This window comes from Actinomadura sp. 9N407 (assembly GCF_044326315.1).
GTDB lineage: Bacteria > Actinomycetota > Actinomycetes > Streptosporangiales > Streptosporangiaceae > Spirillospora.
In genome coordinates, this window is sequence record NZ_JBIRAW010000005.1 from 121,078 (window position 1) to 142,194 (window position 21,117).

At 72.7% G+C, this 21,117-nt stretch carries 21 protein-coding genes; 14 read left to right on the top strand and 7 right to left on the bottom strand.

Annotated elements, in window-relative coordinates:
• From ACH34Q_RS10090 to ACH34Q_RS10130, 9 genes are all read left to right on the top strand, one after another.
• On the top strand, positions 1-1,059 hold the full coding sequence (locus ACH34Q_RS10090; protein ID WP_395982548.1) for a methyltransferase domain-containing protein: 1,059 nt from the start codon (positions 1-3) through the stop codon (positions 1,057-1,059).
• The gene (locus ACH34Q_RS10095; protein ID WP_395982549.1) at positions 1,056-1,352 is read left to right on the top strand and encodes a hypothetical protein; all 297 of its coding nucleotides are present in this window, start codon (positions 1,056-1,058) and stop codon (positions 1,350-1,352) included. The genes ACH34Q_RS10090 and ACH34Q_RS10095 overlap by 4 nt, the downstream gene beginning before the upstream one ends.
• Positions 1,353-1,419: 67 nt before the next feature.
• Positions 1,420-2,973, top strand: coding sequence for an ABC transporter substrate-binding protein (locus ACH34Q_RS10100; RefSeq protein WP_395982550.1), 1,554 nt, complete (start codon positions 1,420-1,422; stop codon positions 2,971-2,973).
• Between the two features lie 2 nt (positions 2,974-2,975).
• Complete coding sequence (locus ACH34Q_RS10105; RefSeq protein ID WP_395982551.1) at positions 2,976-4,076, top strand: class I SAM-dependent methyltransferase; 1,101 nt, start codon at positions 2,976-2,978, stop codon at positions 4,074-4,076.
• Entirely contained in the window at positions 4,073-5,119 is a 1,047-nt protein-coding gene (locus ACH34Q_RS10110; RefSeq protein ID WP_395982552.1) for an ABC transporter ATP-binding protein, read from the top strand. The genes ACH34Q_RS10105 and ACH34Q_RS10110 overlap by 4 nt, the downstream gene beginning before the upstream one ends.
• Positions 5,116-6,168, top strand: coding sequence for an ABC transporter ATP-binding protein (locus ACH34Q_RS10115; protein ID WP_395982553.1), 1,053 nt, complete (start codon positions 5,116-5,118; stop codon positions 6,166-6,168). The genes ACH34Q_RS10110 and ACH34Q_RS10115 overlap by 4 nt, the downstream gene beginning before the upstream one ends.
• Before the next feature lie 7 nt (positions 6,169-6,175).
• The gene (locus ACH34Q_RS10120) at positions 6,176-6,484 is read left to right on the top strand and encodes a hypothetical protein (protein WP_395982554.1); all 309 of its coding nucleotides are present in this window, start codon (positions 6,176-6,178) and stop codon (positions 6,482-6,484) included.
• Positions 6,481-7,407: an ABC transporter permease gene (locus tag ACH34Q_RS10125; protein WP_395982555.1), complete on the top strand. Its 927-nt coding sequence runs from the start codon at positions 6,481-6,483 to the stop codon at positions 7,405-7,407. Before ACH34Q_RS10120 ends, ACH34Q_RS10125 begins: the two co-directional genes overlap by 4 nt.
• Entirely contained in the window at positions 7,404-8,345 is a 942-nt protein-coding gene (locus ACH34Q_RS10130) for an ABC transporter permease (protein WP_395982556.1), read from the top strand. Before ACH34Q_RS10125 ends, ACH34Q_RS10130 begins: the two co-directional genes overlap by 4 nt.
• A 52-nt stretch (positions 8,346-8,397) precedes the next feature.
• On the opposite strand, the gene ACH34Q_RS10135 is transcribed toward ACH34Q_RS10130, so the two are convergent.
• Genes ACH34Q_RS10135 through ACH34Q_RS10145 form a run of 3 tightly spaced genes read right to left on the bottom strand, consistent with a single transcriptional unit; the run spans position 8,398 to position 10,776 of the window.
• Positions 8,398-9,732, bottom strand: a complete 1,335-nt coding sequence (locus ACH34Q_RS10135; RefSeq protein WP_395982557.1) for a phosphotransferase family protein — start codon at positions 9,730-9,732, stop codon at positions 8,398-8,400.
• A 2-nt stretch (positions 9,733-9,734) separates the two neighbouring features.
• Entirely contained in the window at positions 9,735-10,145 is a 411-nt protein-coding gene (locus ACH34Q_RS10140) for a nuclear transport factor 2 family protein (RefSeq protein ID WP_395982558.1), read from the bottom strand.
• A gap of 13 nt (positions 10,146-10,158) precedes the next feature.
• Positions 10,159-10,776 (bottom strand): TetR/AcrR family transcriptional regulator, encoded by a 618-nt coding sequence (locus ACH34Q_RS10145; RefSeq protein ID WP_395982559.1) that lies wholly within the window; start codon positions 10,774-10,776, stop codon positions 10,159-10,161.
• 116 nt (positions 10,777-10,892) lie between these two features.
• Between ACH34Q_RS10145 and ACH34Q_RS10150 the strand changes: the two genes are divergently transcribed.
• From ACH34Q_RS10150 to ACH34Q_RS10160, 3 genes are read left to right on the top strand one after another with little or no spacing between them, the layout of a single operon-like run.
• Positions 10,893-12,425 (top strand): class I adenylate-forming enzyme family protein, encoded by a 1,533-nt coding sequence (locus tag ACH34Q_RS10150; protein WP_395982560.1) that lies wholly within the window; start codon positions 10,893-10,895, stop codon positions 12,423-12,425.
• Positions 12,422-12,994 carry a VOC family protein gene (locus ACH34Q_RS10155; protein ID WP_395982561.1) on the top strand — a complete coding sequence of 191 codons (573 nt, stop codon included), beginning with the start codon at positions 12,422-12,424 and terminating at the stop codon, positions 12,992-12,994. Before ACH34Q_RS10150 ends, ACH34Q_RS10155 begins: the two co-directional genes overlap by 4 nt.
• Before the next feature lie 44 nt (positions 12,995-13,038).
• A complete protein-coding gene (locus ACH34Q_RS10160) occupies positions 13,039-13,674 on the top strand; it encodes a carboxymuconolactone decarboxylase family protein (RefSeq protein WP_395982562.1) in 636 nt (211 codons plus the stop codon).
• Positions 13,675-13,749: 75 nt separating this feature from the next.
• Here the strand turns inward: ACH34Q_RS10160 and ACH34Q_RS10165 are convergent, their stop codons facing one another.
• From ACH34Q_RS10165 to ACH34Q_RS10175, 3 genes are read right to left on the bottom strand one after another with little or no spacing between them, the layout of a single operon-like run.
• Positions 13,750-14,832, bottom strand: coding sequence for an SMP-30/gluconolactonase/LRE family protein (locus tag ACH34Q_RS10165; RefSeq protein ID WP_395982563.1), 1,083 nt, complete (start codon positions 14,830-14,832; stop codon positions 13,750-13,752).
• A gap of 41 nt (positions 14,833-14,873) precedes the next feature.
• Positions 14,874-16,076, bottom strand: coding sequence for a CaiB/BaiF CoA transferase family protein (locus ACH34Q_RS10170; protein ID WP_395982564.1), 1,203 nt, complete (start codon positions 16,074-16,076; stop codon positions 14,874-14,876).
• The gene (locus ACH34Q_RS10175) at positions 16,073-16,720 is read right to left on the bottom strand and encodes a GntR family transcriptional regulator (protein ID WP_395982565.1); all 648 of its coding nucleotides are present in this window, start codon (positions 16,718-16,720) and stop codon (positions 16,073-16,075) included. Before ACH34Q_RS10175 ends, ACH34Q_RS10170 begins: the two co-directional genes overlap by 4 nt.
• Before the next feature lie 95 nt (positions 16,721-16,815).
• Between ACH34Q_RS10175 and ACH34Q_RS10180 the strand changes: the two genes are divergently transcribed.
• Positions 16,816-17,688 carry a hydroxymethylglutaryl-CoA lyase gene (locus ACH34Q_RS10180; protein WP_395982566.1) on the top strand — a complete coding sequence of 291 codons (873 nt, stop codon included), beginning with the start codon at positions 16,816-16,818 and terminating at the stop codon, positions 17,686-17,688.
• Between the two features lie 106 nt (positions 17,689-17,794).
• Positions 17,795-20,437: a DNA polymerase I gene (gene polA, locus ACH34Q_RS10185; RefSeq protein ID WP_395982567.1), complete on the top strand. Its 2,643-nt coding sequence runs from the start codon at positions 17,795-17,797 to the stop codon at positions 20,435-20,437.
• A gap of 36 nt (positions 20,438-20,473) precedes the next feature.
• Here polA and ACH34Q_RS10190 read toward each other — a convergent pair whose 3' ends face one another.
• Positions 20,474-20,974, bottom strand: a complete 501-nt coding sequence (locus tag ACH34Q_RS10190; protein ID WP_395982568.1) for a hypothetical protein — start codon at positions 20,972-20,974, stop codon at positions 20,474-20,476.
• Positions 20,975-21,117 lie beyond the last annotated feature (143 nt).

Sequence of the window (21,117 nt, forward strand, 5' to 3'; positions counted from 1 at the left end):
ATGGACGTTCCGGTGACCCAGAGAGATCGCGCGGGCCTGGAGTTCCTCGGCTCGCTGCAGGGCTACACGGGCGGCGTGCTCCAGGTGGACGCCGCCGCGAGGTACGCCGCGGTGGTGCCCGATCCTCCCCTCGACCTGGCCGGACGACGCCGTTCGGTGGACGAGGCGCTCGGCGGCCACGGGCCGTGGCTGTTCGACCGCCTGCTCACCCGCTACGTGGCCGAGGAGATCTACGTACGGGCGCTGCCCGCCGCCGAGCAGGCGCGGCCGGAGATCGAGGCGTGGCTGGACGTCCCCGCCGACGCCCCGGGCTCGCTGGTCCTGGACCCCGAGCAGGACGCCCCCGCGTACCACCGGGAGGGCTTCCACCTCACGACCGGCGGCTGGGACGGGCACGACCTCATGGGCGTGGTCATCAGCGACCTCGGCTACAAGTACGTCCTGATGCCCGGCGGCGTCGGCGCGGCACGCGCCGGCGAGAGCCTGACCGACCACCGCACCCAGGTGGTCCGGGAGGCCCCGCGGCGCGACTACCGCCGGATCCTGGAGCCCGGGTGCGGCAACGGCCGCTTCGCCGCCGTCGTGAGCCGCGAGTTCCCCGACGCGCAGTACGTCGGTGTCGAGCTGTCGGCGACGCAGCTCAGGTACGCGCGGGCGCAGTGCGTGCACGACGGCCATGCCTGGGAGCTGATCCAGGCACCCGCCGAGCGCACCGGCCTGCCGGACGCCTCGGTCGACCTGGTGGCGGTCTTCACGCTGTTCCACGAGACGCCGCCCAAGGCCACCGAGGCCATCGTGGCGGAGCTGTTCCGGGTGCTGGAGCCGGGCGGCGACATCGTGATCGGCGACATCGCCCCGTTCGACCGCAACGACGCCTTCCGCTCGGTGGTCCTGGACTGGGAGACCGAGAACCGCGGCGAGCCGTTCATGCGGTCCTACCTCCAGCTGGACCTGCCCGCGCTGCTGAAGGCGGCGGGCTTCACCGACGTCCAGGCCTACGGGCTGGGCAAGGGCGACTACCCCTGGATCGTGCGCGGACACAAGGAGCGGCAGCGATGACGGCGAACGACGGACCCCGCTACCTGGAGTCCCAGCGGCTGGACGAGATCACCCGGATGCTGACCGAGCTGGCCTCGGAGGTGTGGATCCTGCGGGACCGCAACCTGGTGCTCGAGCAGCTCCTGCGCGAGCGCGGCTGCCTGGACGAGGGGACGGTCGACGCGCTGCGCCCCGCCGGCGAACTGCCGGCCCGGCTGGCCGAGGAGCGCGCCGCGTTCGTCCGGCGCGTTTTTGGAGCGGTCCTGGACCCGGACGTCCGGGTCGAGGCCGTCATGCGCGAGCGGGCCGGCTGACCGCCGCACCGTACGACCCGAGCATTACCCGAGCTCAACGAGAGACCTTTCATAAGGGAGCGAGTCAGTGGGCGAGAATTCTGCCTTCACCTCCGGGCCGGCGTTCAGCAGGAGGAGGTTCCTGGGAACGGGGATCGCGCTCGGCGGCGCGGTCGCCGCTTCCGGCCTGCTGAGCGCCTGCGGCCCCGGCTCGTCGTCCGGTGGCGGTACGGGCGGCCGGAGCCTGACGATCGGCACGGTCGTCGTGGACGACACGATGAACCCGATGCTGGAGCAGTACACGACGTTCCAGTTCAACGCGTTCGACACGCTGGTGCGCCAGCTGCGCGGCGCCACCGAGCCGGCGGCGCGGCTCGCCGAGGAGTGGACGCGCCGCAGCGACACCGTGTGGCGGTTCAAGCTGAGGTCGGGTGTCACGTTCCACGACGGCTCGCCGGTCACGGTCGACGACGTGGTGTTCAGCTTCACCGAGCTGCTGGCCGAGCAGTACGCCAACGCGACGCTGATCACCGGGATCAAGGGCGTCCGCAAGATCGACGCCGGCACCCTGGAGATCGAGACCAAGGCCCCCGACCCGCTGCTGCTCAGCCGGGTCGGCCAGGTCTTCGTGGTGCCCCAGGCGTACTGGAAGGCCAAGGGCCCGGACGGGTTCATGGCCGCGCCGATCGGCTCCGGACCGTTCAAGATCAAGAGCTTCGCCGCCGACCGGGGCGCCGAGTTCGCCGCGTACGACGGCTTCTACGGCACCAAGCCGAAGACCCCCGAGATCACCCTGAAGTACTTCACCGACGCCGGCGCGCTGGCCTCGGCGCTGGAGGCCGGGCAGGTCGACGCGGCGCAGAACCTCGGCGCGGAGACCATCCGCACGCTGAAGGGCCGCGACGACCTCACGATCCACTCCGACTTCAGCGGCAACCAGAACATGTTCCAGCTGAACACCACCAAGGCGCCGTTCGACGACATCCGGGTCCGGCAGGCGGCGATCAAGGCGATCGACGCCAAGGCCCTGATCGACGCGCTCACCTTCGGCGCCGGGGTCCTGGAGGACGGCCAGCTCCCGGTCAAGGGCGTGACCGGGCACACCACCTCCCTCACCCGCCCGCCGCACGACCTGGCCGGGGCCAGGGCCCTGCTCAAGGCGGCCGGCGCGGAGGGCGCCGAGATCGAGATCTTCGGGATGGCCCTCTACAAGAAGCTGTACGAGGCGATCGGCGCCCAGCTCCAGGCCGCGGGCTTCAAGCCGAAGATCAACGCGGTGGAGACGCCGGTCTGGGTGCGCTCGTTCCGCAACGGCTCCGACGCCGACGTCTTCTACCGCGGGGCGTCCTACACCGGCATCTTCGACGCCGACCGGACGTACACGCACGTGTCCTCGTCCAAGAAGCCGTTCGTCAAGGACGCGCGCTGGGACGGGCTGCTGGCCGACCAGCGCGGCGAGCTCGACGCCGCCAAGCGCGAGGAGAAGCTCGTGGCCAGTGCCAAGCACCTGCTGGACCAGTCGTACATCCTCTACACCTACGGGGCGCCGACGGTCGGCGGCACCCGCAAGGGCGTCAGCGGGTTCGACAACAGCAACGGGCTCATGCTGCTGCTGGACGGCATCACCAAGCAGGGGGCCTAGCGGTGGGCGCCGATCAGAAGGCCGCCGGCCGGGCGGTCCCCGACGGGATGAACGCCTCGGTCGCCCTGGGCCAGCGCGGCCGGGCCGAGCTGGAGTTCCTGGCCGGGATGCGCGCCGCCCTCGGCCCGCTGCGGGCGAAGGTCCGCGCCCGGGTCGAGTCCTCGCCCGCCGCCGCTGCGCGGGACGCCGGAGCCGACATCGTCCGGCTGCGCACCGCGGTCGCCGCGGAGCTGGACGGGATGCCCGAGCAGGCCGTGATCGGCGCCGCCCTGCGCTGGAACCGCCGGGTGCTCACCCCGCGCGCCGTCGACGCCTTCGACGAGCGGCGCGCGGGCCTGGAGCCGATGGCCACCGCCCCGGCCCCGGACGCCATCGCCGACCGTGGCGACGGCGCGGTGCCGAGGTACTGGCGGTACGAGTTCCACGGCACCCGGGGCGGCTGGGACGGCCACGAGCACATGGGCTTCGTCCACCACGAGCTGGTCTACCGCTACCTGCTCGTCCCCGCGTTCGGCGACATCTTCGCCCAGCGCGCGGCCGTCGCCGACGTCGCCCCGCGCGAGGGGTACGCGGCGGTCTGCGATCTCGGCTGCGGAACGGGCCAGTACACCCTGAAGCTGGCCGAGCGGTATCCCGATGCCCGGGTGACCGGCGTGGACCTGTCGATGGCCGCGCTCCGCTACGCCCAGCGCCGTGCCTCCGACCGGGGGATGAGCTGGGACCTCGTCCGGGCGCCGGCCGAGGACACCGGCCTGCCGGCGGGGAGCCAGGACCTGGTGACCTCGTTCATCCTGCTGCACGAGATCCCGCCGCACGCGGTCGAGAAGGTGTTCGCCGAGGCGTTCCGGCTGCTGCGGCCCGGCGGCGACCTCGTCTTCTCCGACGTCACGCCCTATGCCCGGCGCGACCCGTACCAGGCCTGGCTGGACGACTGGGACGCCGAGCACGGCCACGAGCCCTGGTGGCGTACCACCGCGTCCGCGGACCTGGTCGCGGTGGCCGAGGCGGCCGGGTTCACCGGCGTGCGGCAGAGCGCGCTCGGGCCGGGCGGATATCCGTGGGTCACGGTCGCGCGGCGGCCAGAGGAGGGGCGGGCGGTGTGAGCAAGACGAAAGCGCCGGTCGCCTCGGCGGCCGGCTCCACGAGCAAGGACCCGGGGGACGCCCTGCTCATGCGGGACGTCCGGGTGTCGCTGCCCTCCGCGCACGGCGCCCTGAAGGTGATCAGGGGCGTCACGTTCACCGCCGGCCGCGGCGAGGTGGTCGCGCTGGCGGGGGAGTCGGGATCGGGCAAGTCGACCTCCATCCTCGCCGCGCTGCGGCTGCTGCCGCCGGGCGCGGAGGTGACGGGCTCGGTCGTCCTGGACGGGACCGACGTCCTGGCCATGCCGCGCCGCAAGGTGCGCGAGCTGCGCGCCCGCCGGGCCCGGCTGGTCTTCCAGGACCCGTGGCGGGCCCTGCATCCGATGAAGCAGATCGGCGCCCAGCTGATCGAGTCGGCCCGCAGCGCCGATCCCGGGCTGTCGCGCCGGGCCGCCCGCGAGCTGGCCGAGGAGACCCTGGCCAGGGTCGGCATCCCCGAGCCCGCCGCCCGGATGTCGAGCCACCCGCACGAGATCTCCGGCGGCCAGGCCCAGCGGGTCGTGATCGCGATGGCGCTGGTCGCCAGACCCGCCGTGCTGTTCTGCGACGAGCCGACGACCGCGCTCGACGTGACCACCCAGGCCCAGATCCTGGAGCTGCTGCGCGACCTCAACCGCGAGCTCGGCATCTCCATCGTGATCGCCACCCATGACCTGGACGTCATCGCCGACGTCGCCGACCGGCTGGTGGTGATGTACGCGGGCGAGGTCGTCGAGGAGGGCCCCACCGGCGAGGTGCTGGCCTCGCCGCGCCACCCGTACACCTGGGCACTGCTGCGCGCGGCGCCCGGTATCGGCGGCGGCGACCGGCTCCAGGCCATCGAGGGCCGCCCGCCCTCGCCCGCCGAGGACCCGCCGGGGTGCGCCTTCGCACCTCGCTGCCCCAGCGCCCACGACGTGTGCCGTACGGTACGGCCCGCGCCGCGCGAGGTGGCGCCCGGCCGGATGACCGCCTGCCTGCGCGCCGAAGGCTACGGCCCGATCCCGGTCGAGGTGATCCGATGAGCGACGAGACCCCGACCGCTCCGGTCGCCCGCGTCACGGATCTGGTCAAGGACTTCCGGATGTCCGGCGGCCGGACGCTGCGCGCCGTGGACGGCGTCAGCTTCGACGTCGGGCGCGGCGAGACGCTCGGCCTGGTCGGCGAGTCCGGCAGCGGCAAGACCACCGTCGCCCGGACGCTGATCCGGTTGCAGCGCCCGACTTCCGGCCGGGTGGAGTTCGAGGGCGACGACATCACCGCGCTGCGGGGGGCCGCGCTCCGGCGCCGGGTCCGCCGCAGGATGGCGATGGTGTTCCAGAGCTCGTCCACCTCGCTCAACCCGTACCAGCGGGTGGGGGACGTGCTCGCCGAGCCGCTCCGCGTCCACCGGGAGGGCGACCCGGCCACCCGGCGCGAGGCCGTGGCCGCGATGATGGAACGGGTCGGCCTCGACCCGGCCTTCGCCGGCCGCTACCCCCAGGAGCTGTCGGGCGGGCAGCGCCAGCGCGTCGGCATCGCCCGCGCCCTGATGCTCGACCCGTCCCTGATCGTGGCCGACGAGCCGACCGCGTCCCTGGACGTGTCGGTGCAGGCGCAGGTGGTCAACCTGCTGCAGGACCTGCAGCGCGAGATGGGCCTGTCCTACCTGTTCATCACGCACGATCTCGGCCTGGTCCGGCACCTCAGCCACCGCGTCGCGGTCATGTACCTGGGCCGCCTGGTCGAGGTCGGCGAGACCGCCCGGGTCTTCGCCGAACCGGCCCACCCGTACGCCGCGATGCTGGTGTCGATGCGCCGCGAGGCCGAGCACCGGATCCTGCCGGCCGGCGACATCCCCTCGCCGGTCGACCGGCCCTCCGGCTGCGTCTTCCGGTCCCGGTGCCCGATCGCGCGGGCCCGCTGCGCGACGGACGTGCCGCCGCTGGCGGAGATCGCGCCCGGCCGGCACGCCGCCTGCCACTTCCCCGGCGAGCTGCGGCCCGGCGGGGCCGACGTCCACGCCCTCGCGCCCGCGGCGCCGCCGCTGGTCGCTCCTCTGCCATCACCCCTGACATCACAGAAAGGCGGGTGAGCCGACGATGCCCGGATCCGCCGCCGAGCGCCCGGTCTACCTGGACCGTCCCGAGCACCTGGACGGCCTGTTCAGCGCGCTGATGGAGGTCGCCTCCGAGGTGTGGGTGCTGCGCGACCGCTTCGCCGTCCTGGAGGAGCTGCTGGACGAGCGCGGCTCGATCACCCGCGAGGACATCGACGCGTACGAGCCCGGTCCCGACCTGGCCGAACGCCTCGCGGCCGGCCGGCGCGCCTTCCTGGACCGGCTGCTGTCGGCCATGGCCCAGACCGGCGAGCCGACACGGCCCGGCGAGCCGGCGGGGCCCGCCCAGTGATCGGCTACCTGGTGCGCCGGCTGCTGCTGATCGTGCTGGTGGCGTTCGGCGTGTCGACGTTCCTGTTCGTGCTGGCCCGGTTGTCGGGCGACCCCGCCGAGCTACTGTCGCCGCCGGAGGCCTCGGCCGCCGTGGTGGAGGCGACCCGCGACCGGCTCGGCCTGGACGAGCCGCTGCTGGTGCAGTACGCGGACGCGCTGATCGCCTCGTTCACGCTCGACTTCGGGCAGTCGTTCGCGTTCCACCAGCCCGCCGCGCAGATGGTGTTCGAGCGGCTCGGCCCCAGCCTCTGGATCGTGTTCCCGGCGATCGCGCTCGCGGTGCTGCTGTCGTTCGGCATCGGGATCACCGCCGCGCTGCGGCCCAGCCGGCTCAGCGGCCGGCTGCTGATGGCCGGCACGTTCGTGATGGGCAGCATCCCGTACTTCTGGATGGCGCTGCTGCTGGTCCTGCTGTTCGCGGTCAATCTGCAGTGGCTGCCCGCCACCGGCAGCAGCGGATTCACCAGCCTGGTCGTCCCGGTGGCCGTCCTGACGATCGCGGCCGTGTCCACCAGCGCGCGGCTGACCCGGGGGCAGCTCCTGGACTCGTTCGGCGAGGGCTACGTGCTCACCGCCCGGTCCAAGGGGATCGCGCCCTGGCGGGTGCTGTTCGGGCACGCGCTGCCCGGCGCCCTGCCGCCGATGCTGGCCTGGCTGGGCATCGAGTTCTCGTTCCTGTTCAGCTCGCTGCTGATCCTGGAGCCCCTGCTCGGCTACAACGGCCTGGGCGCGCTGCTGATCCGCAGCGTGACCAACCAGGACTTCCCGCTGGTGCAGGCCAGCGTGTTCTGCATGGCCATGCTGATCACCCTGGTCAACATCGGCATGGACGTGATCGTCCGGCTGATCGACCCCCGGCTGCGGACGAAGGCGGCGACATGACGGCGAAGACCGAGCCGGTGCAGCGCGAGCCGGTGAAGGCGGCGCCCGCGGCGCCCAGGAGCCGCTCCCGGGCGGCCGAGACCGCCCGGCGCGCCTGGTCGGACTCCTCGGGCCGGATCGCGGCCGTCCTGCTGGGCCTCATCGTCCTCGCGGCGCTGTTCGCCCCGCTGCTGGCCCCGTCCGACCCGACCACCCAGCAGCTCACGGACGCCAACCTGGCGCCGTCGTGGCTCGGCGGGCACGGCGGGCATCTCCTCGGGACCGACACGCTGGGCCGCGACGTGTTCGGCCGGATGGTGTACGGGCTGCGCACGAGCCTGATGGTCGGCCTGATCACCGCCACCGCGTCGGCGGTGATCGGGCTGCTGCTCGGGCTGGTGGCGGGCTACTACGAGAACTCGGTGGGCATGGTGCTGATGCGCCTGGCCGACATCCAGTTCGCGATCCCGTTCGTCGCGGTCGGCGTGGCGCTGGCCGCCGTGGTCGGCCCCGGCATCGTCAAGCTGATGATCATCCTGGCGGTGTGGGGCTGGGTGAACTACGCCCGGACGATCGCCAACTCGGTGTCCCAGGTGAAGCGGTCGGAGTTCGTGACCGCGGCCCGGACGATCGGTGCCCGCACGCCCGCGATCCTGTTCCGGCACATCGCGCCGAGCGTGCTGGGCCCGGTGATCATCCTGTGGTCCACCAGCGCTGGCATCCTGGTCCTGGTGGAGAGCGCCCTGAGCCTGCTGGGCCTCGGCGTGCAGCCGCCCGGCTTCTCGCTGGGCAGCATGCTCGCCGACTCGCGCACCACCCTGCGGCTGGCCTGGTGGGCGACCGTGTTCCCCGGCCTGGCGATCATGGCGATCGTGGTCGCGTTCAACCTGCTCGGCGACGCGCTGCGGGACGCGTTCAACCCGTCGGTCCGTACCAGGCACGACCCCGAACTCTGGTGACCGCGGGGCCGGCCGGAACGCGGCCGGCCCCACGGTGTCAGGCGGGCTGAGGTCAGGCGGGCAGGGACAGGTGGCGGGGGTTGGCGACGGTGAGTTTGTCGACGACCGACGCGCGGACGGTGCCGACGACCTCGTCCATCCGGGCGTCGAACCTTCCGGTACGGATGCCGGTCGCGAGTTCGGCGTCGTCCGCGCAGCCCAGGGCGCGCAGGCGCTCGCGATGGGCGACCCAGTGGGCGTCGCCGAGCAGGAGTTCGCGGCGGGCGATGCGCAGGGCGGACGCGGCGACGCGGGCATGGAAGCGCAGGCACTCGTCGGGCTGCTCCGCCTCGTTCAGGAAGGCGCCGACGGCGTCGATGAGGGCGGCGGCGCCGGGACGGTCGTGCGGGGCGGACGGGCCGCCGGGGCCACGGTCATCGAGCGGATCCGCGACGGTGACGGGCTCGGTCAGACCGAGCGCGAGGAGCAGGTCGTGCTCCTGCTCGCAGACCTTCCGGCCCAGGACGGCGTACTCGATGGACGGGTCGGAGCCGTCGAAATGGCGTTCGGCCTGGTGGCGGCAGAGGATCGTCCAGCGGAGCGTGCCGTACACCTCCCACCAGTGCAGGTCCTCCGGGGTGGGCGGCGTACCGCCGGCGGCGGCGTAGCCGTCCAGGAGGGCCTCGCGGGTGCCGAAGCCACCGGCGGGCTGGGGAGAGCCGAACCGCCAGGCCTTCACGCAGAGCCAGCCGAGGTCCTCGGCCGGGTCGCCGGCGTGCGCCAGCTCCCAGTCCAGGACGCCGCGCACCCCGGCCGGGTCGATCATCAGGTTGCCGTTGCGGAAGTCGCCGTGCACGACCGTCCGGCGCGCGCCGGACGAGGGCGGGCGGTGCCGGTCCAGCCAGCGCAGCGCGATCTCCACGGCGGGACGGGGCTCGGCGAAGGCCTCGTAGCGGGCGGCGAGGTCGGTGAGCGGGTCGTCGTCGGGGAGTCCGGGCACGGCGTCCGGCGACAGCGTGTGCAGGCGGGCGAGGATCGTGCCCAGCTCCCGGGCCAGGCGCGGCCTGACGTCGGCGAACCGCGCGTCGCGCAGCAGCCGGCGCGGGATCGTCTCGCCGTCCAGCCGTTCCATGATCAGGTACGCCGAGCCGAGCAGGTCGGGGCCGTGGTCCACCAGGCGCGGTACGGGGACGCCGGCGCCCGCGGCGGCGGTCAGCAGGGCGGCCTCGCGGGCCATCGCGTCCGGGTCCTCGACCGCCGGGGGATCGCGGCGCAGCACGAGGCGGCGGCCCCCTGCGTCGAACGCCCAGATCTCCCGGCTGGCCCCGCCCGACAGCCGGCGCAGGCCGGTCACCTCGCCCGCCAGCTCCGCGAGGCGGGCGGCGAGCTCGGGGTTCGTGTCCGGCATGGTCAGGCCCGGGCCGCGCGCTGGGCGGCGGCGAGGGCGCGGAGCGGGTCGCCGCCCCGGGTGTCGGCGTACTCCTCGATCCGCGCGATGCGGCCGTCGCCGTCCACGGTGACGAACAGGCAGGCGGCCATCTCGATCGGCTCGCCGTCGGGGAGCGTGCCGCGCAGGACGTGCCGCTGGACGTAGCCGTCCGGCAGCGGGTCGCGCCGGATCTCCTCGTACCGGAAGCCCTCCAGGTTGCGCGACAGCCAGCGCAGCGTGCGCAGGTTGTCCTCGACGCCCTGTTCCGCGCCGCCGCCCTCGCCGGGGCCGTTGTGCCAGATCAGCGCGCCGGGCGCGTACAGCGAACGCAGCGTGTCCACGTCGCCGGCGGTGATGGCGGCGACGAAGCGGTCGGCGAGGCTCTGGTGCACGGGGTTCTCCACTTCAGGGGGTGGCGGGAAGGCCGAGGGCGCGGATGTTGATGGCGTCCAGGGTGTCCAGGAGGCGCTCGGTGCCCGGGGCGTCGTCGCCCTGGACGAGCCAGAGGTAGAGGGAGTGGTCGACCATCGCGGCCAGGGCGCGCGCCGTCGTCTCGGGGTCGAGGTCGGCGGCCACCAGCCCGGCCCGCTGCCAGCGCTCGATCGCCCGCGCGGAGCGGCCGATGGAGGCGGCGCGGTGCTTGCGCCGCATCTCCTTGAACTCCTCGTTGAACGTGGCGACCTGCTCGATGATCGCCATCATCTTCGCGTTGCGCAGGTAGGCCTGGTAGTACGAGCGGTTCGCGCGGCGGATCCGGGCGGCGGGGGAGGAGTCGGCCGCGAGCGCCGGATCGGGCTGGGTCATGTCCTCGAAGAGCCGGTCCGCGACCTCGAGGAAGACCGCCTCCTTGGACGGGAACCAGGTGTAGAACGAGCCGTAGGCCACCTGGGCGTGCCGGGTGATGTGGGCGACGCGGGTGTCGGGGAAGCCGCGCTCCTCGAACACCTGCCGCGCGGCGGCGATGAGGCGCTCTCTGGTCCGGGCGCCGCGCTCGGTGAGCGGCTCGCTCGGCTCGCTCGGCATGGCGGCTCCCCAGGGGTTGACAACCTGATCGTTCCAGGCCCAGGATCGATCAAAGTCGACATGACTGTCAAGTCAACTTCGGGAGGGCCCATGGCCGGTCTGCTGCGGGGACGTCCATGCTGATCAACGACATCGTCGAGTACGCGGCGCGCAAGCACCCCGGCCGTACGGCGCTGCGGTTCGAGGACCAGGTGATCACGTTCGCCGGGCTGCGCGACCGGGTCCGGCGGGTCGCCAACGCGCTCCGCGAGGTCGCCGCGCCGGGGGACCGGGTGGCCGTCCTGTCGGGGAACCGGCCCGAGTACGTCGACCTGTATTACGGCGTTCCCGCCGCCGGCATGGCGCTGACCTTCCTCAACCACCGGCTGCATCCCGCCGAGATCGCCAAGCTGGTCGACCACGCGCAGGCGACGGTGCTGATCGTGAGCGGCGAGTACCTGGACGCGATGAGGGAGCACCGGGACGCGATGCCCGGCGTGCAGCTCGTCGTCGGCCTGGACGGCGGCGGCGACCGCGCGTACGCCGGCTTGGTCGAGTCCGCGCCGGCCACCGAGCCGCCGCGCGCGGACGAGGACGGGATCGGCTGGCTCGTCTACACCAGCGGGACGACCGGAGCGCCCAAGGGCGTCATGCTGACCCACCGCAACCTGGTCACGGGCGTGCTCGGCTCGGCGTCGCAGTGGGAGATCCCGGACGAGTCGGTCTTCCTGTTCTGCTTCCCGCTGTGCCATGTCGGCGGCTACGCGGTCCTGGTCAACCACCTGCGCTCCTGCACGGTCGGCCTGGTGCGCGCGTACGACAACGAGACGTTCCTGCGCCTGGTCGCCGAGTGGAAGGTCACCCAGACCGGGCTGGCCCCGACGATGATCGCGTTCCTGCTCGGGCATCCCGGGATCGAGGACCGCGACCTCGGCACGCTGGAGGCGATCGGGTACGGCGCGTCCGCGATCCCCGCCGAGGTGCTGCGGCGCGGCATGGAGGTGCTGGGCTGCGACTTCTACCAGGGCTTCGGGATGAGCGAGACCGGCGGCAACATCCTGTACTTCGGGACGGCCGACCACCGGCGCGCGGCCCGGGGGGAGACCCACCTGCTCGCCGCCGCGGGCCGTCCGATGGACCTGGCCGACATCCGGATCGTGGACGAGGACTTCAACGACGTCGCCCCCGGGGAGCAGGGGGAGATGCTCGTCCGCTGCGACCAGGTGATGCGGGGCTACTGGCGGGAGCCGGAACTGACCGCCGCCGCGTTCCACGACGGCTGGTTCCGTACCGGCGACGTGGTCCGGCAGGACGCCGAGGGCATGGTCTCCATCGTCGACCGGATCAAGGACATGATCATCACCGGTGGCGAGAACGTCGCCTCCCGCGAGGTCGAGCAGGCGATCCACCACCATCCCGCCGTCGCCGACGCCGCCGTGTTCGGCGTCCCCGACCCGCGGTGGGGCGAGGCGGTCTGCGCGGCCGTCGTGCTGCGCGACGGCGCGTCCGCCACCGCCGAGGACATCGTCGCGGTCTGCCGCGAGCGGCTCGGCGGCTACAAGGTGCCGAAGCGGGTCGAGTTCGTCCCCGAACTGCCGCGCAACGTCGCCGGCAAGATCCTCAAGCGCGATCTGCGCGCCCGCCACACCACGTCCAAGGAGGCCTCATGACCGCCAGGAACACCGAGTTCGAGATCGGCGGGATCAACCATCTCGCGCTGGTCTCGTCCGACATGAAGCGCACCATCGACTTCTACTCCGGCGTGCTCGGCATGCCGCTGGTGAAGACCCTGGACCTGCCCGGCGGGATGGGCCAGCACTTCTTCTTCGACTGCGGCGGCGGCGACTGCGTGGCGTTCTTCTGGTTCCCGGACGCGCCCGACGGCGTGCCCGGGATCTCGGCGCCCGCCACCCGTCCCGAGCAGGGCGAACTGCTCAGCGCCGTCGGCTCGATGAACCACGTGGCGTTCCACGTCCCGCCGGAGCGGTTCGAGGAGTACCGGCACCGGCTGCGGGACAAGGGCGTCCAGGTCAGCCCGATCCTCAACCACGACGACAGCCCGGCGGGCGTCTCCCGGGACGTGTACGACGGCGTGTTCGTCCGGTCGTTCTACTTCCAGGACCCGGACGGGGTGCTGCTGGAGTTCGCCTGCTGGACGCGGACGTTCACCGAGGCCGACGTCGCGCACGAGCCGAAGACCGCCGCCGACCGCCGCACCCCCGCGCCGGCCGCCAACTGACCTCCAGCCGACCCCGAGCCGACCCCGAACCGACAAGGAGAACGATGCCCCGCCTGCGTGAGGTACCCCGCGCCGAGGTCACCGACGAGCGGATCATCCGCTTCTACGACCTGCTGTTCGGCCCCGACCGCGACCCGGCGGTGGACCACGGCACCGCCACCGGCTCGCCGGGGGACTGGTGGACGGTCTTCGCCAACTCCTCGGACGTCTTCCGGCACGCGGTCCACGGCTTCGCGCTCTACCGCAACGCCGGCATCGACCCGATGCTGCGCGAGCTGGGGCAGTGCCGGGCGGGCTGGGCGCGCGGCAGCCAGTTCGTCTACTCCCAGCACGCCAAGCAGATGCGCACGATGGGGATGGCCGAGGAGAAGATCCAGGCCATCCCGTACTGGCAGACGGCGGACTGCTACACGCCGCTGGAACGCGCCCTGCTGGCCTACACCGACGGGCTCGTCCTGGACGGCGGCCGGGTCCCCGACGAGATCGTCGGGATCCTGCGCGAGCACCTGTCCGACGAGGAGGTGCTGGAGTTCACGTACATCACCTGCCTGTACGACATGCACGCCACGATGTCCAAGGCGCTGCGGCTGGAGTTCGACGACCGCCCCGAGCCGGTCGTCGAGGCGGCCTCGCCGGAGGGCTACGACGGCGACCTGTCCGCCACCCTCGCCGGCGAGTAGCCGCCCGTTGACTCGTGGCGTGTTCGCCCTTCCGGAGCCGGAAGAAGGCGAACACGCCACGAGTCGACGTTGTGGTCAGCCGGCGTAGTTGAGGCGGAGGCCCGGCCTCGGCCAGTCGATCTTCAGGAGCTTGCCGGTGCTGGAGGCGGTGACGTACGCGGTACGCATGTCCTCGCCGCCCCAGCAGATGTTGGTGATCCCCGGGTCGTCGTCGACGTCGATGTCCACGAAGTCCACCAGCCTGCCCTTGGGGCTCACGACCGAGATCCCGGCGTGGATCATGGACGCGACGCAGACGTTGCCGTGCGCGTCCACGCCGAGCGAGTCGAAGTTGGTGTAGTCGGGCGCGGTGTAGAGGAAGTTGCCGTTGCCCGAGCCGCCCAGCGACCGGCCGCCCTTGATCTCGCCGGGCCCGGTGACGTCCCACCACCAGACCCGGGCGGTGTAGGTCTCGCTGACGTACAGCCGCTTGCCGTCGGGGGACAGGCCGATCCCGTTCGGTCCCTCCATCCCGCCGGCGAGCATCGTGATGGACGAGCCGTCGGCCTTGGCGTAGAACAGCCTGCCCTTGTCGCCGGTCAGCCCGTCGCTCTTGCCGTAGTCGGTGAAGTAGATCCCGCCCTGGTCGTCGAACACCAGGTCGTTGGGGCCGCGCAGGTCCTGGCCGCCGGCCTGCGTGTACAGCGTCTCCACGGAGCCGTCCGACAGGTCCACGGCCTGGATGCTGCCGGTGGTGTAGTCGTCGGGGATGCCGCCGGCGAAGACGAAGCCGCCGACCTCGAACCGGCGCAGCCCGCCGCAGTTGGCGATGTAGACCCGGCCGTCGGGGCCGAGCGCGGCACCGTTGGGGCCGCCGCCCACCTCGGCCGCGACGGACGCGGTGCCGTCGGGCTTGATCCTGGTGAGCGTGCCGCGATGGATCTCCACCACCAGCACGTCACCGCCCGGCAGCGCGACCGGGCCCTCCGGGAACAGCAGCCCGTCGGCCAGCGTCGTGATCTTCAATTTCCTCCCCTTTCGCGGGTGCTCGTCCTTCGCGTGCCCGCCCGGCCTGGTCCACGCGGCGGTGGACAGTCCGGCGGCCGCGATGCCCAGCCCCGAAATGAGCGACCGGCGCGAGAGCCGGCCGCCTGGCGTGTCGACAGGCGTGTCGGGCATGTCGTCAGGAGTTCCGGGCATGTCGTCAGGCGTGCCGGGCATCAGATCGTGCCCGCGTTCGCGAGCTCGCCGAGCTCCTCGCCGGTCAGCCCGAGCAGCCCGCCGTACACCTCGGCGTTGTGCTGGCCGAGCTCCGGGCCGATGCTGCGGACCTCGCCGGGCGTGTCCGACAGCTTGGGGAACACGTTGTGCATCGGGAAGTCGCCGAACTCCGGATGGGCCATCCGGATGATCGCCTCGCGGGCCTTGTAGTGCGGGTCGGCCAGCATGTCCTTGGCGCGGTACGTGAGCCCGGCCGGGATGCCGTTGTCGTGCAGCAGCGCCAGCAGCGGCTCGGACGCCTGGCCGGCCGTCCAGGCGCCGATCAGGTCGTCCAGCTCGCCGGCGTTGGCCCCGCGAGCCCCGTGGGTGGAATAGCGCTCGTCGTCACCCAGCTCGGGACGGCCCATCAGCTCGGCCAGGCGCCGCCAGATGGTGTCGCGGTTGGCGGCGATGAGGACGGGCCCGTCCTGGGTCGGGTAGACGTTGCTGGGCGCGACGTTGGGCAGCACCGACCCGGTGCGCTCGCGCTGGTAGCCCGCGATCTCCCACTCGGGGATCAGCGACTCCATCATCGCCAGCACCGCCTCGTACAGCGCCGAGTCGACGATCTGCCCCCGCCCGGTACGGTGCCGCGCGTGCAGGGCCACGAGCGTGCCGAGCGCGGCGAACGTGCCGGCCAGCTCGTCGCCCAGCGAGATCCCGGCCCGGGACGGCGGCTTGTCCGGGTCGCCCGTGACGTACCGGATGCCGCCCATCGCCTCGCCGATCGACCCGAAACCCGCGCGCGGCGCGTACGGGCCGTCCTGCCCGTACCCGGTGACCCGGGTGATGATCAGCCGGGGGTTCTCGGCCCGCAGGCTCTCGGGGGACAGGCCCCAGCGCTCAAGCGTCCCGGGACGGAAGTTCTCCACCAGCACGTCGGCCTGGGCGATCACGCGCCGGGCCAGCGCCTGCCCCTCCGGGGTGCGCAGGTCGAGCGTGACCGACTTCTTGTTGCGGGCGAGGATCGGCCACCACAGCGACTTGCCGTGCGGCTTCTCCCGGCCCCACTCGCGCATCGGGTCGCCGGCGCCCGGCGGCTCGATCTTGATGATCTCGGCGCCGAAGTCGCCGAGCAGCTGGCCGCAGAACGGCCCGGCCAGCAGCTGGCCCATCTCCACGACCCGCAGGTCGCCGAGGGCGGGGAGGGATTCGGTGCTCATCGTTGCTCGTTCTCTTCCTGTTCGGTGAGATGGGCCGCCGCCGCGCGGATATGGGCGCGCATCACCGACTCCGCCCACCCGGGATCGCCGGCGGCCAGGGCGGCGACCAGCTCCCGGTGGTGGTTCATGCTGCGCGCCATCGAGTCCGCGTCGTACCGGCGGAACGTGCCGAGGATCAGCGGCGCGTGCATGACCGAGGTCAGCATGGCGGGCAGCCTGCGGTTGCCGGACGCGTCGATGATCGCGGCGTGGAAGCGCGAGTTGAGCTGGGCGACCCGGTCGAGATCGCCGTCGGCCACCGCGCGTTCCATGGCCGCGCACTGGCCGGCCAGATCCGCCAGGACGCTCTGGTCCTGGCCGATCCGGGCGGCGCGCGCCGCCGCGTACGGCTCCAGCAGCGCGCGCAGCTCGAAGATCTCCGCCAGGTCCTGCCGCGTCCAGCGCACCACCCGCGCGCCCCGGTGCGGCAGCACCTCGACCAGCCCGTCGGCCCCCAGCCGCTGGAGCGCCTCGCGTACGGGGGTTCGGGACAGGCCCAGCGCCTCGGCCAGCTCGGACTCGCCGAGGCGGGTACCCGCTCCGGCCTCGCCGGAGAGGATCATCTTGCGCACCGCCTCGTAGGCGGTGTCGGTGGCGCGCGGCATGCTCTCTCCTCGTTGGCGTATTGCATGCAATATAGTCAGAGTATGGCCCGAATGACCATCTCGACCGCGAGGTGAACGATCAATTGCATACAACGGTGCTGGAAGTCGGTCCACGTGACGGCCTGCAGAACGAGGCCAGGGCGCTGTCGCCCGAGGACCGGATCGCGTTCATCACGCGCAGCGTCGACGCCGGGCTGCGCCGGATCGAGGCCGTCTCGTTCGTCCACCCGAAGCGGGTCCCGCAGATGGCGGGCGCCGAGGAGGTCATGGCCGGGGTACCGCGCCGCGAGGGCGTCTCGTACAGCGGCCTGGTGCTCAACCGGCGCGGCCTGGACCGCGCCCTGGCCGCCGGGGTGGACGAGGTGAACGTCGTCGTGGTCGCGTCCGACACGTTCTGTACCCGCAACCAGGGCTGCACCACCGCCGAGGCGCTGGACGCCTGGGACGGCATCGCCGCGGCCGCCGCCGACGCGGGCGTCCCCGCCGGGATGACGATCGCCGCCGCGTTCGGCTGCCCGTTCGAGGGGGAGACCCCGCCCGAGCGCGTGGCCGAGATCGCCCGCCGCGCGCACGCGGCCGGGGCGTTCGAGATCGCCCTGGCCGACACCATCGGCGTCGGCGTCCCCGCCCAGGTCCGCGACCTCACCCGGCGCACCCGGGAGGCCGCCCCTGACACGCCGCTGCGCTTCCACTTCCACAACACCCGCAACACCGGGTACGCCAACGCGCTGGCCGCCGTCGACGAGGGCGTCACCATCCTGGACGCCAGCACCGGCGGCTTCGGAGGCTGCCCGTTCGCGCCCGCCGCGACCGGCAACATCGCCACCGAGGACCTCCTGTACGCGCTGCACCGCAGCGGCGTCACCACCGGCGTCGACATGGAGACGGTCGCCGGGACCGGGATCTGGCTGGGCGAGCTGCTCGGCAAGCCCGCTCCCGCCCTGCTCGGCCGCGCGGGCCCGTTCTGACATGAGGCGGGCCCGTCCCGACACGGGCTTGATCTGACACGGGCTTGTCCGGACACGGGGCGGTGTCCGCCGCCCCGTTGTCGGACGCGCCTGCCAGGATGAAGGCATGACGGATCGGCCCTGCCTGCTCTTGCTGGACGGTCACTCGCTGGCCTACCGGGCGTTCTACGCGCTGCCCGTCGAGAACTTCAGCACGAGCGGGGGACAGCCGACCAACCTGGTGTACGGGTTCGCCAACATGCTGGCCAACGCCCTGCGCGACGAGCGGCCGACGCATGTCGCGGTGGCGTTCGACGTCTCGCGGCAGACGTTCAGGACCGAGGCGTTCCCCGACTACAAGGCCAACCGGGCGCGGTCCCCGGCGGAGTTCCACGACCAGCTGGGGATCCTCGACCGGATGCTCGCGGCGATGAGCATCCCGGCGCTGCGGATGCCGGGCTTCGAGGCCGACGACGTCATCGCCTCCCTGGCCACCTCGGCGGAGGCGGCGGGCTGCCAGGTGCTGATCATCACCGGTGACCGGGACGTCCTCCAGCTGGTGGGCCCCAACGTCACCGCGCTCTACTTCTACCGGTCGGCCACCGAGCTGATCCGCTACACGCCCGAGGCGGTCCAGGAGAAGTACGGCCTCACCCCGAGCCAGTATCCGGACTTCGCGGCCCTGCGCGGCGACCCCTCCGACAACCTGCCCAGCATCCCGGGCATCGGCGAGAAGACCGCGGCCAAGTGGATCCGCGAGTACGGATCCCTGGACGCGCTGCTGGAGCGGGCCGACGAGGTCAAGGGCAAGGCCGGCGAGAAGCTGCGGGACGCGCTGGAGACCGTACGGACCAACCGGCGGCTGACCGAGCTGGTCCGCGACCTCGACCTCGCGGTGGAGCTGGACGACCTGCGGCGCAAGCCGTACGACCTGTCCGCCTTCAGCTCGCTCCTGGACGAGCTGGAGTTCCGCAACGCCAGCCTGCGGCAGCGGCTGTTCGCCGGCGATCCCGGTGGCGGAAAGGCCCCGGAGGACGCCCCGGCGGAGCCGCTGAAGGGCCGCGAGCTGGAGCCGGGCGAGCTGCCCGGCTGGTTCCGCAGCCGGGCGGGCGCAAGCGGAGACACTCTCGGGCTGGCCGCCGAAAGCACCTGGGTACGGGGCGCCGGCGAGATCGCCCGGATCGCCCTGGCCACCGGCGACGGCTACGCGGCCACCTTCGGGCCCGCGCGGATGACCGAGGCCGACGAAAGGGCGTTCACCGCCTGGCTCGCCGACCCTGATCGTCCCAAGGCCCTGCATGACGTGAAGTCGCTGCTGCGCCTGTTCGGCGAGCACGGCTGGCGGCTCGACGGCGTCGCCGCCGACACGGCCGTCGCGGCGTACCTGCTGCTTCCCGGCCTGGCCGCGTACGGGATCGCCGACCTGGCGGCCCGCCACCTCGGCCGCCGCCCGCCCGACGAGGGCCCCACCGGGCTGATGCTGCAGGCCCGCGCCGTGCTCGACCTGGCGGGCAGGTTCACCGCCGAGCTCGCCGGCACGGGCATGGACCGGGTGATGACCGAGGTCGAGCTGCCCCTGGCCGACCTGCTGGCCCGGATGGAACGGGCCGGCGTCTTCGTCGACGAGGCGCTGCTGCGCGAGCTGGAGAAGCGGTTCGAGGGCGCGATGGAGACGGCGGCCGACGAGGCGGCCGAGATCGCCGGCCGCCGGTTCAACCCCGGCTCGACCAAGCAGCTCCAGGAGGTGCTGTTCGGCGAGCTCGGGCTGCCGAAGACCAAGAAGATCAAGTCGGGCCACTCCACCGACGTGGACGCGCTGACCTGGCTGGCCACCCAGACCGACAACGGCCTGCCGCAGGTCCTGCTGCACCACCGCGACCAGTCCCGGCTGCGCATGACGGTCGCCGGGCTGATCAAGGAGATCGGCGCCGACGGCCGGATCCACACCTCGTTCCAGCAGACCGTCGCCGCCACCGGGCGGCTGACCTCCATCGAGCCCAACCTGCAGGTCATCCCGATCCGGACCGAGGAGGGCCGGCACATCAGGCGGGCGTTCCTGCCGGGCGCGGGCTTCGAGTCCCTGATGACCGCCGACTACGGCCAGCTCGAGCTGCGCGTCATGGCGCACCTGTCCCAGGACCCGATCCTGCTGGCCGCGTTCGCGACCGGCGAGGACCTGCACACCACCATGGCCGCGCAGGTCTTCGGGGTCGCCCCGGAAGGCGTCACGCCGGAGATGCGCCGCAAGATCAAGGCGATGTCGTACGGGCTGGCCTACGGGCTGTCGGCGTTCGGCCTGGCCAAGCAGCTGGGCATCGCTCAGTCCGAGGCGCGGCCGCTGATGGACGCCTACTTCGAGCGGTTCGGCGGCGTGCGCGACTACCTGGAGCACACGGTCGAGGAGGCCCGCCACACCGGCTACACCCAGACCGTCCTGGGCCGCCGCCGCTACCTGCCCCACCTGTCCAGCGAGAACCGGCAGCGCCGCGAGACCGCCGAGCGGATGGCGCTCAACGCCCCGATCCAGGGCTCGGCCGCCGACATCGTCAAGATCGCGATGCTGCGGGTGGACGAGGCGATCACCGCCGCCGGTCTCCGCAGCCGGCCGCTGCTGCAGGTCCACGACGAGATCGTCCTGGAGGTGGCCCCGGGCGAGCGCGACGCCGTACGCGACCTGGTGCACGACCGGATGGCCACGGCCTACCCGCTCAGCGTGGGACTGGACGTGGCCATCGGCACGGGCACCGACTGGAACGCCGCCGCCCACTGACCGTTCGGGCGGCCCGCCGCCCGAACGGCCGGCGGATCAGCGGCTGTCGCGCTTGGCCTGCCGCTTGGCGCCGAGAGACCGTGTCGACGCGCGCTGCTTGGTCAGCACGGGTTCCTTCGGCGTGCGTTTGGCCTTCTGCGATCGCACCGGCTTCGCCGTGTCGTCGATCGGGGAGTCGGCAGGGCCGCCGTTGCGCTGGGCGCGGGCGGCCTGCAGCCGTTCGGCCTTGAGCGCGGCGGCGGTGGCCTTGGCCGCCGCGGCCAGGGAGCGGCTCACCCGGGCCAGGGCGTCCTCGAACGCCTCCGCCTTCTGGGCGTTCCGGCGGTTCTTGGGGCGCGACACCCCGCGCCCGCCGTACTCCTCGACCTTGTCGGCGGCCTCCCGCCGGTACAGCTTGATGTGCTTGTTGCGGGCGCGCCGGACGCGGGCGTGCAGTTCGAGGAGGTCGTCCTCCTCCATGCCCTCCAGCCGGTCGCGCTCGGTCTCGCGGATCAGCGCCTGCTCGCTCTCGGTCATCGAGTTGATCAAGGCCTTCACGCGTCACCCTTTCTGCGTCTCAGCAGCGCGGGGGCGACCGGACGGTTGCGGTGCTGCCGCCACAATCCTCCCCAGGCGCCGCGCCGCTCACACCCGCACCCGGCCGCAGCTAGGGCATCCGTGACGCCGGGCGTACCGCCGGA

Coding starts and splice junctions, on each gene's coding strand:
- ACH34Q_RS10090 (WP_395982548.1), top strand. CDS start 1: ATGGACGTTCCGGTGACCCAGAGAGATCGCGCGGGCCTGGAGTTCCTC.
- ACH34Q_RS10095 (WP_395982549.1), top strand. CDS start 1,056: ATGACGGCGAACGACGGACCCCGCTACCTGGAGTCCCAGCGGCTGGAC.
- ACH34Q_RS10115 (WP_395982553.1), top strand. CDS start 5,116: ATGAGCGACGAGACCCCGACCGCTCCGGTCGCCCGCGTCACGGATCTG.
- ACH34Q_RS10120 (WP_395982554.1), top strand. CDS start 6,176: ATGCCCGGATCCGCCGCCGAGCGCCCGGTCTACCTGGACCGTCCCGAG.
- ACH34Q_RS10130 (WP_395982556.1), top strand. CDS start 7,404: ATGACGGCGAAGACCGAGCCGGTGCAGCGCGAGCCGGTGAAGGCGGCG.
- ACH34Q_RS10135 (WP_395982557.1), bottom strand. CDS start 9,732: ATGCCGGACACGAACCCCGAGCTCGCCGCCCGCCTCGCGGAGCTGGCG.
- ACH34Q_RS10145 (WP_395982559.1), bottom strand. CDS start 10,776: ATGCCGAGCGAGCCGAGCGAGCCGCTCACCGAGCGCGGCGCCCGGACC.
- ACH34Q_RS10150 (WP_395982560.1), top strand. CDS start 10,893: ATGCTGATCAACGACATCGTCGAGTACGCGGCGCGCAAGCACCCCGGC.
- ACH34Q_RS10155 (WP_395982561.1), top strand. CDS start 12,422: ATGACCGCCAGGAACACCGAGTTCGAGATCGGCGGGATCAACCATCTC.
- ACH34Q_RS10160 (WP_395982562.1), top strand. CDS start 13,039: ATGCCCCGCCTGCGTGAGGTACCCCGCGCCGAGGTCACCGACGAGCGG.
- ACH34Q_RS10165 (WP_395982563.1), bottom strand. CDS start 14,832: ATGCCCGACACGCCTGTCGACACGCCAGGCGGCCGGCTCTCGCGCCGG.
- ACH34Q_RS10170 (WP_395982564.1), bottom strand. CDS start 16,076: ATGAGCACCGAATCCCTCCCCGCCCTCGGCGACCTGCGGGTCGTGGAG.
- ACH34Q_RS10175 (WP_395982565.1), bottom strand. CDS start 16,720: ATGCCGCGCGCCACCGACACCGCCTACGAGGCGGTGCGCAAGATGATC.
- polA (WP_395982567.1), top strand. CDS start 17,795: ATGACGGATCGGCCCTGCCTGCTCTTGCTGGACGGTCACTCGCTGGCC.